A 13,664-nucleotide genomic window follows, 5' to 3' on the forward strand; every position below is an offset into this window, starting at 1 on the left:
CCTGCCCCCCCTGCTCCCACTTCCCCCTTACCTTACTTGCTATGTATCAACCTTAGAGTCAAACGATTATTAGTGCCGCTAGCGTATGACATTTTCTGACTAAATAATACCTAACAATTTGTATATCACTTTTAAACTTCTAACTATTTAGGACTTTTTCAGGCTGCATTTATTTAACGAACAGCTTAATTTAATTTCAGGATTTAAACAAAACCAACACTAAGTAAATTAAACTCAACTACACAAATCGAATCACTTTTTTACAGTTGAGTAACAAATTGTTTGTGATGTGATTACACTAATCTTGTTAAGGAAAAAAGATTATGGCTTTTAATGTAACTCTGGAAACTAATAATGGTGTTGCTAGAATTAAGTTGTCGGGCGAATTGGATGGGCTGAATGCGCCGATTTTTCAAGCTGAAGTTGCTAAAGCAGTATCTCAAGGAGCAAAAGACCTTGTTTTACTGATGCAGGATTTAGATTATATGTCTAGTGCTGGTTTAAGAGTACTAATATTCGCCAAGCAAAAAATGGGTGCAAAAGCTAATATTTATGTAGTTGGTGCTCAAGATACCATAATCAATACGTTGCAGAAAACCGGATTCGACCAAAGTTTAATTTTACTAGATGAGGATAATATCGGCGAACTCGAAAACGTTTAGTAAAAAGCATATTAATTAGTTTTTCACAAGGCAATTGATATGCAACTTTCTTTAACAGTGCCTGCAACATTAGATTCACTTACCAAAATCGCTGAATTCGTCATGGCAGCTACCGCAGCAGCTGGTTTAGATAAAAAAGCTGCCTATCGCTGTCGTTTAGCAGTAGATGAAATAGCAACCAACATTATTATTTACGGCTATGGTCAAGCAGGTTGCGAGGGGTTATTGAACTTGCAAGCAGATATTGACGAGCAAGCTTTAACAATTTCTATAGAAGATACAGCAATAGCCTACAATCCATGTCAAGCCCAGCTTCCGACTGAAGATGAGTTAAAGTTACCTTTAGAGGAGCGCCCAATTGGTGGTTTAGGCGTATATCTGGCACTTCATGATGTCGATAAGTTTCACTATGAACGCATCGGCAACAAGAATCGCAACATATTCACTATGTACCGCACAGCATCAGCGCAGTAGAGGTGCTGAGTATTGAGTAGAGACGCGATTTATCGCGTCTGTACAAGAGTTATGGGTTAAGAATTATTTTCCCCTCTGCTCCCTCTGCCCCCTACTCTCTTGCTCCCACAATTCCAAAAGGAGGCTCTATGAAAACCGAGCACGAACTTCTGCTCGTCTATGAGCGAGATTTACAGATCGCTCACATGATTCAAGCCGATTTCTTGCCAGAGGTTTTACCACAAATGCCTGGGTGGGAAATAGCCGCTCGCTTTCATCCAGCACGTGTAGTTAGTGGAGACTTTTACGATGCTTTTACCCTTGCCAATAACCGAGTTGGCATTGTGGTTGCGGATGTTTGCGATAAAGGAGTAGGCGCTGCCTTGTTTATGTCTCTTTTTCGCAGTTTGATTAGAGCTTTTGCCCAACAGCATTATAATTTGAGTTGGTTAGATATACTTAACGACGATCGCAGCAAGCCCAGCAAAGGGGTGCGATCGCAAGCTCCTAGAATTGGCACTACTGCCCTGAAAAATGCTGTCACTCTGACAAATAATTACATAGCTAACAATCACAGTCGGATCAATATGTTCGCTACGCTGTTCTTTGGCGTGTTGAATCCAGCTACAGGCTTGTTACATTATGTTAACGCCGGACACGAACCCCCATTAATTTTTAATGCTGATGGTGTGAAGACGCGGCTAAAACCTACAGGCCCGGCTGTGGGCATCATTCCTAATCGGGAATTTGGTATTGAGCAAGTGCAGTTAGAATCAGGTGATATCTTAGTAGCTTACTCTGATGGTGTAACTGATGCTCGCAACCCCAACCGTCAATTCTTTGGTGAAGAAAGATTACTGTCTTTACTGCAACAGCCTGCTTCTTCAGCGACTGCGGCACTAGACCGAATTGAAGCTAGTGTGTATGCTTATATTGCTGATGCCGATCAATTTGACGATATTACCATGCTAGCTGTGCATCGTGCCTGATTACAGGCTGATTGTTGCGATCGCAAGGATGAATGTGTGATTTCTAAGTTCTCTCAAGCAATTAATTCTGTACGGCCGCGTTTGCAGGGAATATACGCAGCATTATTCGTCTCAAGTGCCAGCGTCATTTTTACGTCGGCGGTCGCCACAGCTTTGGTTATGGGGGTGCGACAAGCTGGTTTATTGCAAGCACAAGAACTCTGGGCTTTCGACCAATTCATCCAATGGCGTGGCGATGAAGGCCCCGATCCCCGATTGCTGATTGTGGCAATCACTGAAGACGATATCCAACAGCAAAAAAAATGGCCCTTACCTGATAGTACAATAGCCCAAGCTTTGGAGAAACTCGAAAAGCAACAACCGCGAGCTATCGGTTTAGACCTTTATCGAGATTTGCCTGTTGCTCCTGGTACTAAAGAGTTAAGGAAACAGTTTCAAGGGAGCGATCGCATTATTGCTGTTTGCAAAGTCAGCGATACTTCTGGTAATTCCGGAATTGCGCCTCCTGGTGGTGTTCCAGAAAGTCAGGTAGGATTTGCCGATTTACTAATCGATTCTGGCGGGACTCTGCGCCGTAGTCTACTGTTTCTCAATCCTCCTGCTATAAATAAGCCCAGCGCCCAAAAGCCCCATCTTTGCGAAAACCCAGCCGCCGGTCTCTACTCCTTTAGCCTGCGGTTGGCACTTAATTATCTACAAGGAGAAAAAATCCAGCCAACACTCACTTCATCTCAGGAATTAAAGCTCGGCTCAACAATATTTAGACGTTTAGAATCTAGTTCTGGCGGCTACCAAAATGTTAATCCAGCAGGTTATCAAGTTCTGCTGAATTATCGCTCTCCCAGGCGCGTCGCTCAACAAGTAACTCTGACTCAACTATTAACAGACAAAGTAGATCCGAATTTAATTAAGAACCGTGTAGTCATCATCGGCGCTATATCAGACAGTATCAAGGACTTTTTCTACACACCTTATAGCAGCGGAGAAGACAGAGACCAAGAAATGTCCGGAGTTGTGATTCATGCACAGGCAGTCAGTCAAATCCTTAGCGCTGTCTTGGATAATCGTCCTTTGTTTTGGTACTGGTCAAACTGGAGCGAAACTATCTGGATAGGAGTATGGTCGCTCTTCGGAGGAATGCTGGCTTGGAAACTTCGCCACCCTCTGCACTTTAGTTTAGGTGGTGGAGTAGCACTAGGAGGCTTACTAGTGGTATGTTTTGGTTTCTTTTCCCAAGGCGCTTGGATACCAGTAGTACCACCTGCATTGACATTCATCACCACTGCTGGGGGTGTCGTCATTTTAGACCGATTTAATAAGGCAGGATACACAAAAGCAATTTACGATCGCCTGAAAAATCCTTTCAAAGTCAATGTCGAGATCGATCAGTCTAAACGAGAACGCCAAGTAGCCAAAATTACACAGTCAGAATACTTCCAAGATTTACAGAAGAAAGGAAAAGAACTTAGAAGTAAAAAAACTCCAGTTACCCCAGATAGTAGCTCTGAAGCAGCTACTGATGTTCGAGAGACAAAAAAAAGCGGTTCAACCCCCGGAACTTTAGATAAAGAATATTTGCAACAGATGCAAAACCAAGTAAAAGACTTAAAAAAAAGAGGCAAAAAAAGTGATGAGTAATCTATAAACTACTAATTGATATTGTTAGAGATTATAAAAAATGAGTAGAGACTGTCATTAGCATGTCTCTACACAAATTATCATTGTTGCAAAATATCTGGTATAGAAATATTGTGGCATGACATAAAAAAAGATTAACAAATAATTTTATAAAGAATTTAGGAATGATATATATTGAAGCTGTATTTAATACTATGAAATATCATTCAAAGAGGCGAACAATGAAAAGTAACTTTTGTCGGGCTTATACACCATTGTCTTTATTTCTGTCGCTAGGAATAGGTGCGGTTAGTATTAATCCTCAAGCTTTGATGGCTCAGACACCAGCGAATTTATTCAGCCAAAAAATAGTCGAGCAAAATACAGTTGGAACGAAAGATAATTTGAAAATTGCTGGAGTTGGAGCGCCTGGAAATCTCAAAGGAGGGACAGTACGCTTCACACCTCCTAAAGTGGATGCACCTGAAAATCGTAGAGGCGGAGCATCGCGTGGCGAGAATTGTAGCTTAAGTAATAAATCTATAAAAGCTTTACTGCCAGCCAGTAACATAGGATTAACTGTAGAAAAATATCCGACTTTCTTTGTATATATTCCTCCAACTTCATCGCATATAGTAGAGTTCGAGTTACATGAAGGTAACAAAAATCAAGTAGTTTATAAAACAAGATTTATCGCTCCTGATAGTGCTGGTGTTATTAGCTTTAGTCTCCCTAATAATAAAACAGTAGAACCCCTACAAATTGGCAAGAATTACCGTTGGTTCTTTACTGTAATTTGTAATCCGGAAGACAGTTCTGAAAACCTGCTTGTACAAGGTTGGGTGCAAAGAATCCAACCAAGTGCTATTCTAGTGAATCAATTACAGAAAGCACAACTACGCGATCGCCCACGCATATACGCACAGGCTGGTATTTGGCACGAAACTCTCACAACATTAGCTGATTTACGCTATTCTAATCCTCAAGATTCAAGTTTAGTCACTGATTGGAAGGAGTTGTTAAAGTCAGTAGGACTTAGTGATGTTGCCGAAGAACCTTTTAGTCGTATTCCGGAGAAATCTTTAAGTCGTTAGCTTGAAAACAGTTTGAAACGCCATCAGAGATTAAATCGGGCAAGAGGAAACAAAAGGATAGGGTGAAATTTCTGGAGTGTGCGAAATATTCAAGAACGCCGCGCATTCAAGCAACACCATTCTTTTCTTTTCCACAGGGTAGCAACAACCCAACCATTTGCCTCTAAGGCATCAGCAACAGCTTTCGATTGCTCTAGTAGAATGCCACTAAAAATAGCCCAAGTCGTAGGTTTGGCGATCGCGCTCATTTGCGGAACTAATTCGATAATTACATGAGCCAAAATATTGCAGACGATACCATCAACTGGTTTGTCGATCAGTTTCGTCACGATATCTACGCTACCTTCCGCTGGGATCAAGCGTTCTGGGCTAATCTCGTTTAAGGTGCGATTGCTAAAGGTAGATTGCACTGCCAAGGGATCGGTATCCACAGCATAGACTTTCTCTGCTCCTAGCAGCACCGCTCCAACTGAAAGAATACCAGAACCACAACCAATATCCGCAATTACTAGCGGTTCGCGCTTGCCAATCACACCACTGAAAGATTGCGGTAATTCGCTTAGTCGCATTTCGAGCGATTCTAAACATAGCTGGGTTGTAGCATGAGTACCCGTACCAAATGCTACACCTGGATCGAGGCGAATCACCAACCGTTCTGAGTCTTCTGGTAATGGTAGCCATGCAGGGTTGACTAAGAAGCGATCGCCAATTTCTTGAGGTTGCCAATATTGTTTCCAACTAGTAGCCCAGTCTTCTTCATCAATTAACTGCCAGTGCAGGCTAGGAACAGATAATCCCACACAAAGAGCATCTTGACGCAACCACAATGACAGCGCCGCCAAATCGAGTAGCTGTGCTTGAAATCTCGGTAAGTAAGCCTTGACTAAACAAGAACTACCTTGACTTTCGCTAGCCGTTCCCCGACTCCCAAAATCTTCCAGTCGCCAGAATACAGAATCTTCTAACGCTGGTTCGCATAAAATTTGTAATTCCCACCAAGTGTTTGCCATCTTCTGAGTGCTGAGTGCTGAGTGCTGAGTGCTGAGTTTAAGAGAGTTAGGAGTTAGGAGTTATGAGTTGTGCTTTTTACTTCTAACTCTTCACTGCTTGCTCATAACTTTATTTTTCACTCAGCAACGCCATTTGCTTCAAGTCGGGCATTGCCCGCCCAACGCAGTGGCTCCTCAGCACTCAGCACTTTTATAGAGTTACTGTAAATGCATCCCGAATTCCTGGGACTTTGGTAATTTCGGCCAAAATGCCATCGGGTAAGGGATCGTCAATGCTCAAAGCCATGACAGCATCGCCACGGACGATTTTGCGGCCTACTTGCATACTGGCAATATTGACATTAAAACTGCCAAGTAAGGAACCGAGTTTGCCGATAATTCCTGGCATGTCACGGTGCAGGGTAAATAGCATGTATTTACTGGGTGGAACGTTAATTGGAAAACCGTCAACGTCGGTGAGGTGGATTTCTTTGTCGCCCAACAAAGCACCTGTGACAGAATGAGTACCTAAAGTACCAGTGGCTTCTAAATGCAGCGAACCGGCGTAATCACGAGCTGAGGCATCGCGGGTTTCTATGACGCGAATTCCTCTTTCTTTGGCTTCGATGCTGGCATTGACGTAATTTACCCGCTCCCGTAGGGCTTGGTAAAGTAGTCCTTTGAGGGATGCTACCACCAAAGGCTGACTTTTGTTAGTTGCTAGTTCGCCTTGCAGTCGAACGTTGAGTAATTCTACTCGTCCGCCAGCTAGCTGTCCGACTAAGTTGCCCAAGGTTTCTGCTAGCTGCATGTAGGGTTTGAGTTCTTCTAAGACATCGGGGCCGAGTCCAGGGATATTTACTGCTGAACGAGCTGGTAATCCTAAGAGGACATCGCGAATTTGTTCGGCAACGTCTATTGCTACATTCACCTGGGCTTCGGTGGTAGATGCTCCCAAATGGGGAGTCAGGATCATTTCTTTACCTAGCGATCGCAAATCAGATTCACCTAGGGGTTCGCTCTCGAATACATCCAAGGCTGCACCTGCTATTTTACCTGCTTTAACCGCTGCTGCTAAAGCTGTTTCTTCAATGATGCCACCACGAGCGCAGTTGATAATCCGGGCATTGGGTTTCATCTTTGCCAAAGTTACGGCATTGATTAAGTGGGTGGTTTCTGGAGTTTTGGGAATGTGTAATGTGATGTAGTCTGCTTGCTGGAAGAGTAAATCCAAATCTACTAACTGACAACCGATTTGTTCGGCTCGTTCTGTGGAGATAAAAGGATCGTAAGCTAGTAACTTCATCCCCATTGCTTTAGCCACAGCCGCTACATGGGAGCCTATTTTTCCTAAACCGACAATGCCAAGCGTTTTTTTATAAACTTCCGCACCGATAAAACTATTGCGATCCCAAGCACCGCGTTTGACTGAAGCGTTAGCATCGGGAATGTGCCGAGACAAAGCTAACATCATGGCGAGGGCGTGTTCGGCGGCGGCGATCGTGTTACCTTCAGGAGAATTGACAACAACAATTCCGCGACGCGTAGCAGTTGGAACATCCACATTATCTACACCCACTCCCGCACGACCAATAATTTTTAGCTGAGTGCCAGCTTCAATAATTTCTTGGGTAACGCGAGTGCCAGAGCGAATCATCAACGCGTCGTACTCACCAATAATTTCTTTGAGTCGATCTGGTTTGAGACCTGTTTTGACATCTACGGTAGCAACTTGGGAAAGGATGTCAATTCCAGCTTGGTCAATGGGATCGGAGACGAGAACCTTAGACATGATTAACTCATTTTAAAGTTACAAGTTTTGCTGCACAAGACTTTTTAGTTTAGTCTTTATCCGTGGCAATTCAGCAAAAATTATTCGTTTTAATATCAACTTAACCATCACTTCACTTGTTGTAATGATGGTATCATCTCAGTTGCAGAGATAGTTTGGCGCTGCCTCCTAGTATCCAAAGTCGAGTGGCTGTTTGCACCACCCTTTCGGTAAATATAAACCATTAGTGGTACTCATTACCGATATATTTATTAATAGTTAAGAGTTACTAAAATTTTTGCAAGTTGGGCAACTTCTTGGCTTTGGCTGTCAGCACTCACGATCTTTACTTAGCTGAGGTTTTAACTTCAGCGCCGATTGGTAACATTAAATAACAAGAGAATCAATATTGTAGCTACCAAATTTTCAGAGTTTCTCAACAGGATTTATAGCCTTCGCTGTTTGCAGTCCAACTTGGTGCGATCGCAATCCTAAGATGGTAATAGATAGAACTTCCAAAATAGCTAAATTACGTGTTTTCATAACATAAATATGTGACGATCGTAGGAGTCGAAAGCTCTTAATTAATATCAGCAGGATCGGGAATCGGTAGGTGCGATCGCCATCTAGGATAGTGATACTAATCGCTTGCTGAAAAATCGCTATAATTCTGGTGAGGCTACAGGCGTTGGCTAGAGCCAAGTATCCTTTGAGTTTTAGGGAAACCAATCATGTTAGAGTATAATCTGCCTAAGTATTTACCCTCAGCTGAAGAACTTCCAGACTCAGATGAAACGCCTGTGGATAATGAATTGCAAGAATTGATACCAGGCTTGCTGAAGGCAATATTGCTGCTACTGTGGGCAGAACGCATGGACTGGTTATTTGGCATAGATATGGGTATCTATGAAGATCCCGAAAAACCTGCAATTGTGCCAGATGCGTTTTTGAGCTTGGGGGTAGAGCGGGTTTATGATGAGGAACTGCGTCCTAGTTATGTGTTGTGGGATGAAAACGTAGTACCAATTTTAGTATTAGAAGTAGTTTCGCAAAACTATCGCAAAGAATACACTAATAAATTGTATGAATACGAACGATTGGGCATCCTTTATTATGTAATTTATTCCTCTCGCCGTCGCCGCAAACCGCGTTTGGAAGTGCATAAGTTAGTTAATGGGAAATATCAACTCCAAGAAGGAAACCCAGTTTGGCTACCAGAGATTGGTTTAGGAATAGGTTGCGAACGGGGAAACTATTGCGGGATGACGCGGGAATGGTTGTATTGGTATGACGAGCAGGGACAACGTTATCCTACACCCGAAGAACAAATTAAAGAAGCAAAAAATCGCGCCCAAGTCGCAGAACAACGCGCCCAGCAAGAAGCACAACGCGCCCAGCAGTTGGCGGAACAATTAAGAGCGCTGGGAATAAATCCAGATAATCTTAGTTAAGGATGAATAAGCAATATCGTCTGCACAGCAAACGCTTTGCTTGCAACCTCCACGCGCAAGTATCCTTTTCTGCGTTAAATTAGATAACCAGACAGGATATTAGAGCCAGATATTACAATAATGCTTTAACTTCTAAATATATTCACTGGTAATCCTATGACAGGAATGGAACCTTTATTGATAGCAGGGGCGACATCAGCTGTTAGTGGTGTAGCAGTTCCTATTTTTCAATCCCTTTGGGGAGGCGGGGGTAAACTTTTAGGAATGTTTCGCCAAACCATAGATGAAAACACTAAACAGTTAATTTTCACTGCATCAAAGGAGTATGTCAAAAATTACGACGAACGGCACGGTACTCTTAAAGTGCTAGGAATGCACGAACCTGTAAAGTTGGAAGCAGTTTATACAGCAGTTCAATTTTTAGATAATGAAACTATCTGTAATTTTGAATCTATTGAGAAATTAGAAGAATTTTATCGGCAAGCTAATAGCCGCAGGTTTCAATCTCAAGATAAGGGTAAACAAAAAGGAATTAAAGTTGCTAATGAAAAGCAATATTTAATGGTACTTGGTGGCCCTGGTGCAGGCAAGTCTACATTTTTGCGGAAGATGGGACTAGAAGCGCTGAAAGGTAAAAAAGGAGGAATCAAACACGCTTGTATTCCTGTATTTATTGAGTTGAAAAGATTTACATCTAGCGACAACAATATTAAAAAATTTATTATTGAAGAGTTTCGTAATTGCAAATTTCCGTCACCCGATAAATTTACAGCTAAAGCTTTAGAAGAAGGCAAGTTACTAATTTTACTGGATGGCTTGGATGAAGTGCCAACACAAAATTTGAGAGAGGCAATTAGCCAAATTCAAAACTTTGTTGACAAGTACGATAAAAATCGCTTTATTGCTTCCTGTCGCACAGCTGCTCTCCGTAGCGGTTTTCGCCGCTTTAGTGATGTAGCAATGGCAGATTTCGATGATACGCAGATTCAGCAATTTATTTATAACTGGTTTCAATCAGAAGCAGATAAACAGGCGAAGACAGGCGATAAATGCTGGGAGTTACTGCAAAAGCCAGAACATAAAGCTGCTAAAGAATTGGCACATACACCTTTATTGCTGACATTTCTGTGTTTAGTATATGACCGTTCCCAAAGTTTTCCTAATAATCGTAGTGTTCTTTACCGAAAAGCATTACGGATATTGCTAGAGGAATGGGCATCAGAAAAGCGAATTCTCCGAGATGAAATTTATCAAGGACTGCATACAGAACTAGAAGAGATATTATTATCAGAAATTGCTTATAACAATTTCGAGTCTGACAAGCTATTCTTTTCTCAGCGCGATATTGTTCAGCAAATTAAAACATTTTTAGCCAGTAATCTGAATGCACCTCAGCATTTAGATGGTGAAAAGGTTTTGAATGCCATTGCTATTCAACAGGGAATTTTGGTAGAACGAGCAGAAGATATATTTTCCTTCTCTCATCTGACGCTACAAGAATATTTAACAGCACAGTATATTGATGACCATCGCCAAATTGAGAAATTAGTTACCGAACATCTGACAGATGAACGCTGGAAAGAAGTATTTTTGTTAGTAGCTGGGTTAATGCGTAGTGGTGCAGATGAGTTGCTGTTGCTAATGGAAAAGGAAGCGCAAAAGTATATTAACACCCCTAAGTTGCAAGCTTTATTAAACTGGGTAGAACAAGCAACAACTGGATCTAAAGGTAATTTTAAACCTGTGGGTAAACGTACAGTTGCGATCGCCAACGCCAACGCCAACGCCAACGCCTACGCCATCGCCTACGCCATCGCCAACGTCAACCTCTACGCCATCGCCTACGCCTACGCCATCGCCAACGCCGAAGCCAACGCCTACGCCTACGCCATCGCCAAAGCTATCGAATACATTCGTCAACTTGAAGAATTAAAAATCTTCAATAACATTGATTTTACTATGCTGATTGACCAACTAAAACAACTGCAAGCTAAAATTCCTGATGAGAAACAACCAAAGCAAGTTCGTCAGGCATTTGTTGAAAGCTTTCAACAAACCTTACTTAATGCTTTCAATCTCACACAAGAAATGGTCAACATATCTGAAGAAGAGGCCAAAGCACTGGAAAATTATCTCTACGCTAATGACCTAATTATCCGGTGTAAACAAGCTGCGGTGCGGGTGTCGCCTCAAACCTGGGAAACAATTGAAGCACGAATGTTGTTAGTTCCTAGCAACTGATAACCATTTGTGTAGAGGTATTGGCAAGCCTGAAGTTTGATAAACAACTAATTCGCCAATATTTACGGGAAGACATTATGCAAGAAGCGCCTCTTTATCAAGAAATTATTCAAGAGGGCATGAAACGAGGGAAGTTAGAGCTTGTTTTACGCTTACTAAACCGCCAAATAGGGGCTGTTTCTGCTGCGCTTCAGTCGCAAATTCAAAGTTTGTCAATTACTCAGTTAGATGCTTTGAGTGAAGCTTTGTTAGACTTCTCAGCACAGTCCGATCGCGCTACTTGGCTGCAAAGTCAGGAATAAAAAGTCAGAATACAGTTATGTACGTGCATAATTGATTAAAAATATTTTAAATGCAGACAATTGAGAAAAAGTCAACAAAAAAAGCTTGGGCAGGTGCGATCGCTAAACCCGCTACAGAATTTCCCCTTACCCAACTACCAATTCTCTTTGGCAAAATCCCCGATGGTTTGCGCGGCACACTTTACCGTAACGGGCCAGCACGCTTGGAACGCGGCGGTACACCTGTAGGTCACTGGTTTGATGGCGATGGCGCGATTCTTGCCGTCCATTTTACCGATGAAGGAGCCACGGGAACCTATCGCTACGTGCAAACAGCAGAATACCAAGCGGAAACCCAAGCCGATCGCTTTTTGTATGGTGTTTATGGAATGCACAGACCAGGGCCAATCTGGAAGCGCTGGTTCCAGCCGATGAAGAATGCAGCCAATACTTCAGTGTTGGCTTTACCTGATAAATTGTTGGCTTTGTGGGAAGCAACTAATCCCTATGCCCTCGATTTGCAAACTCTGGAAACTATCGGTTTAGATAATTTAGGAGCCTTACCCAAAGAATTACCTTACTCTGCTCATTACAAGCGCGATCCCCACACAGGCGAGATTTTTAACTTTGGTGTTAGCATCGGCAGTTCTGTAAATCTCAACCTTTACAAGAGCGATCGCACTGGCAAGATTATCCAAAAAACTGCTTTCAAATTAGATCGTTACTCCATCATCCATGATTTTGTACTGACGCAAAAATATCTGGTGTTTTTCATACCGCCGATGGGGATGAAAATACTCTCAGTGATGCTAGGTCTAACTACTTTCAGTGAATCTCTGTTGTGGAAACCTCAGTTAGGAACGCAGGTGTTAATTTTTGACCGCGAAAACTTATCCTTAGTTAGTCGTGGTGAAACCGATCCCTGGTTCCATTGGCACTTTGGCAATGCTTATGAAGATAAAGACGGTTCAGTAATTTTGGATGTAGTGCAATATTCTAACTTTCAACAGTCTAATGAAAATCTCAGAGAAGTTGCGACTGGTGAAACGCATACAGCTGCTAAGGGGAGATTGTGGCAAGTGCGTCTCAATCCTCAAACTGGAAAAGTCACAACAACACAAGAAGTTGTCAACCGCAAGTGTGAGTTCCCTGTAGTGCAACAATCGCAAGTTGGTCAATCTTGGCGTTATACATACATATCATTACTCTCGAAAAATGGAGATATAGAGAAAGATTTGTATGGCGCGATCGCTCGTTTTGACTACAAAACCGAAACCCTCACCGAAGCAGACTTAGGAGAAAATCGCTACGTTTCCGAACCCATCCACGCACAAGATACCCAAAATCCTGATGCCGGCTGGGTGTTAACAGTAGTGTACGATGGTAACTCTGACAGCAGCGAAGTTTGGGTATTTGATAGCGATCGTCTAGATGCAGAACCCGTTTGTAAATTAGGATTACCTAGCGTTATTCCCCACAGCTTCCACGGCACTTGGAAACCAGCGTGAAAAGAGAGCTGGGGGAGCAGGGGGTATCGCAAGTTTATGACGAATGTCGCGATGTTACTTATGAATGTTGCAATATCAATAAGGAAAGTCACAATCTTAAGAAGAAAAATTGCAATGTTACTCATGAATGTTGCAATATCAATAAGGAAAGTCACAATCTTAAGAAGAAAAATTGTAATGTTACTTATGAATGTTGCAATATCAATAAGGAAAGTCACAATGTTTGTGACAAATGTCGTAATGTTTTGGATGAAAATCGTAATGTTAGTAACAACAGCTTCCACATTTACATCCCACATTCCGCAGGTTAGCGAAGAAAGAAGATAATATTTTCGACAAGGAGCACCAAAAAACTGGAGAATCCATTGCCTTTCATGGGTTAAGTTGGCAATTTGCTTTATTTGGGCGACAGTAACCAAATGAATTGACATAAAACATTGGAACACCCAACGTCAGGTTGGAGTAGAAGTTGGTTTACCCAACTGATTATCAATAGTTTTTTTAGCTCGTTCTAAGGCTTGACGTAAAGCTCTTTGACCCAGACTATAAAAGCAACGGGTGTAGGGTGTAGGGTGTAGGGGAAACAAGCCACCCACAAGGGGTGGGGT

The 13,664-nt window shown here is 42.3% G+C and carries 12 protein-coding genes and 1 pseudogene; 9 read left to right on the top strand and 4 right to left on the bottom strand.

Annotation, left to right across the window (positions count from 1 at the left end):
• Positions 1 to 323 precede the first annotated feature (323 nt).
• The 5 genes from I8752_RS29295 to I8752_RS29315 all read left to right on the top strand — a co-directional run bounded on the left by I8752_RS29295 (position 324) and on the right by I8752_RS29315 (position 4,815).
• Positions 324 to 662, top strand: coding sequence for an anti-sigma factor antagonist (locus I8752_RS29295; protein ID WP_214435730.1), 339 nt, complete (start codon positions 324 to 326; stop codon positions 660 to 662).
• A gap of 39 nt (positions 663 to 701) precedes the next feature.
• Positions 702 to 1,136 (top strand): ATP-binding protein, encoded by a 435-nt coding sequence (locus I8752_RS29300; RefSeq protein WP_214435731.1) that lies wholly within the window; start codon positions 702 to 704, stop codon positions 1,134 to 1,136.
• Between the two features lie 128 nt (positions 1,137 to 1,264).
• Positions 1,265 to 2,104, top strand: coding sequence for a PP2C family protein-serine/threonine phosphatase (locus I8752_RS29305; protein WP_214435732.1), 840 nt, complete (start codon positions 1,265 to 1,267; stop codon positions 2,102 to 2,104).
• A 36-nt stretch (positions 2,105 to 2,140) separates the two neighbouring features.
• Positions 2,141 to 3,742 carry a CHASE2 domain-containing protein gene (locus I8752_RS29310; protein WP_214435733.1) on the top strand — a complete coding sequence of 534 codons (1,602 nt, stop codon included), beginning with the start codon at positions 2,141 to 2,143 and terminating at the stop codon, positions 3,740 to 3,742.
• 221 nt (positions 3,743 to 3,963) lie between these two features.
• A complete protein-coding gene (locus I8752_RS29315) occupies positions 3,964 to 4,815 on the top strand; it encodes a DUF928 domain-containing protein (protein ID WP_214435734.1) in 852 nt (283 codons plus the stop codon).
• An 89-nt stretch (positions 4,816 to 4,904) separates the two neighbouring features.
• Here the strand turns inward: I8752_RS29315 and prmA are convergent, their stop codons facing one another.
• The 3 genes from prmA to I8752_RS29330 form a co-directional block, all read right to left on the bottom strand.
• Positions 4,905 to 5,825, bottom strand: coding sequence for a 50S ribosomal protein L11 methyltransferase (gene prmA, locus I8752_RS29320; protein ID WP_214435735.1), 921 nt, complete (start codon positions 5,823 to 5,825; stop codon positions 4,905 to 4,907).
• 190 nt (positions 5,826 to 6,015) lie between these two features.
• On the bottom strand, positions 6,016 to 7,596 hold the full coding sequence (gene serA, locus I8752_RS29325) for a phosphoglycerate dehydrogenase (protein ID WP_214435736.1): 1,581 nt from the start codon (positions 7,594 to 7,596) through the stop codon (positions 6,016 to 6,018).
• 405 nt (positions 7,597 to 8,001) lie between these two features.
• A complete protein-coding gene (locus I8752_RS29330; RefSeq protein WP_225895983.1) occupies positions 8,002 to 8,304 on the bottom strand; it encodes a hypothetical protein in 303 nt (100 codons plus the stop codon).
• A 2-nt stretch (positions 8,305 to 8,306) separates the two neighbouring features.
• On the opposite strand from I8752_RS29330, the gene I8752_RS29335 reads away from it, so the two are divergent.
• The 4 genes from I8752_RS29335 (at position 8,307) to I8752_RS29350 (ending at position 13,056) form a co-directional block, all read left to right on the top strand.
• Positions 8,307 to 9,026 (top strand): Uma2 family endonuclease, encoded by a 720-nt coding sequence (locus I8752_RS29335; protein WP_214435738.1) that lies wholly within the window; start codon positions 8,307 to 8,309, stop codon positions 9,024 to 9,026.
• A gap of 156 nt (positions 9,027 to 9,182) precedes the next feature.
• Entirely contained in the window at positions 9,183 to 11,267 is a 2,085-nt protein-coding gene (locus tag I8752_RS29340; RefSeq protein ID WP_214435739.1) for an NACHT domain-containing protein, read from the top strand.
• A gap of 20 nt (positions 11,268 to 11,287) precedes the next feature.
• The gene (locus I8752_RS29345; protein ID WP_225895984.1) at positions 11,288 to 11,569 is read left to right on the top strand and encodes a DUF4351 domain-containing protein; all 282 of its coding nucleotides are present in this window, start codon (positions 11,288 to 11,290) and stop codon (positions 11,567 to 11,569) included.
• Positions 11,570 to 11,619: 50 nt separating this feature from the next.
• Positions 11,620 to 13,056: a carotenoid oxygenase family protein gene (locus I8752_RS29350; protein WP_214435740.1), complete on the top strand. Its 1,437-nt coding sequence runs from the start codon at positions 11,620 to 11,622 to the stop codon at positions 13,054 to 13,056.
• 314 nt (positions 13,057 to 13,370) lie between these two features.
• Here I8752_RS29350 and I8752_RS29355 read toward each other — a convergent pair.
• Positions 13,371 to 13,664, bottom strand: a pseudogene (locus I8752_RS29355) (hypothetical protein); the annotation flags it as partial.

Source organism: Dendronalium phyllosphericum CENA369 (assembly GCF_016056275.1).
Taxonomy (GTDB): Bacteria; Cyanobacteriota; Cyanobacteriia; order Cyanobacteriales; family Nostocaceae; genus Dendronalium; species Dendronalium phyllosphericum.

What these genes read in the sequence shown, in the direction of transcription:
- I8752_RS29295 (WP_214435730.1), top strand. Translation starts at nt 324, where the DNA reads ATGGCTTTTAATGTAACTCTGGAAACTAATAATGGTGTTGCTAGAATT.
- I8752_RS29300 (WP_214435731.1), top strand. Translation starts at nt 702, where the DNA reads ATGCAACTTTCTTTAACAGTGCCTGCAACATTAGATTCACTTACCAAA.
- I8752_RS29305 (WP_214435732.1), top strand. Translation starts at nt 1,265, where the DNA reads ATGAAAACCGAGCACGAACTTCTGCTCGTCTATGAGCGAGATTTACAG.
- I8752_RS29315 (WP_214435734.1), top strand. Translation starts at nt 3,964, where the DNA reads ATGAAAAGTAACTTTTGTCGGGCTTATACACCATTGTCTTTATTTCTG.
- prmA (WP_214435735.1), bottom strand. Translation starts at nt 5,825, where the DNA reads ATGGCAAACACTTGGTGGGAATTACAAATTTTATGCGAACCAGCGTTA.
- serA (WP_214435736.1), bottom strand. Translation starts at nt 7,596, where the DNA reads ATGTCTAAGGTTCTCGTCTCCGATCCCATTGACCAAGCTGGAATTGAC.
- I8752_RS29335 (WP_214435738.1), top strand. Translation starts at nt 8,307, where the DNA reads ATGTTAGAGTATAATCTGCCTAAGTATTTACCCTCAGCTGAAGAACTT.
- I8752_RS29340 (WP_214435739.1), top strand. Translation starts at nt 9,183, where the DNA reads ATGACAGGAATGGAACCTTTATTGATAGCAGGGGCGACATCAGCTGTT.
- I8752_RS29350 (WP_214435740.1), top strand. Translation starts at nt 11,620, where the DNA reads ATGCAGACAATTGAGAAAAAGTCAACAAAAAAAGCTTGGGCAGGTGCG.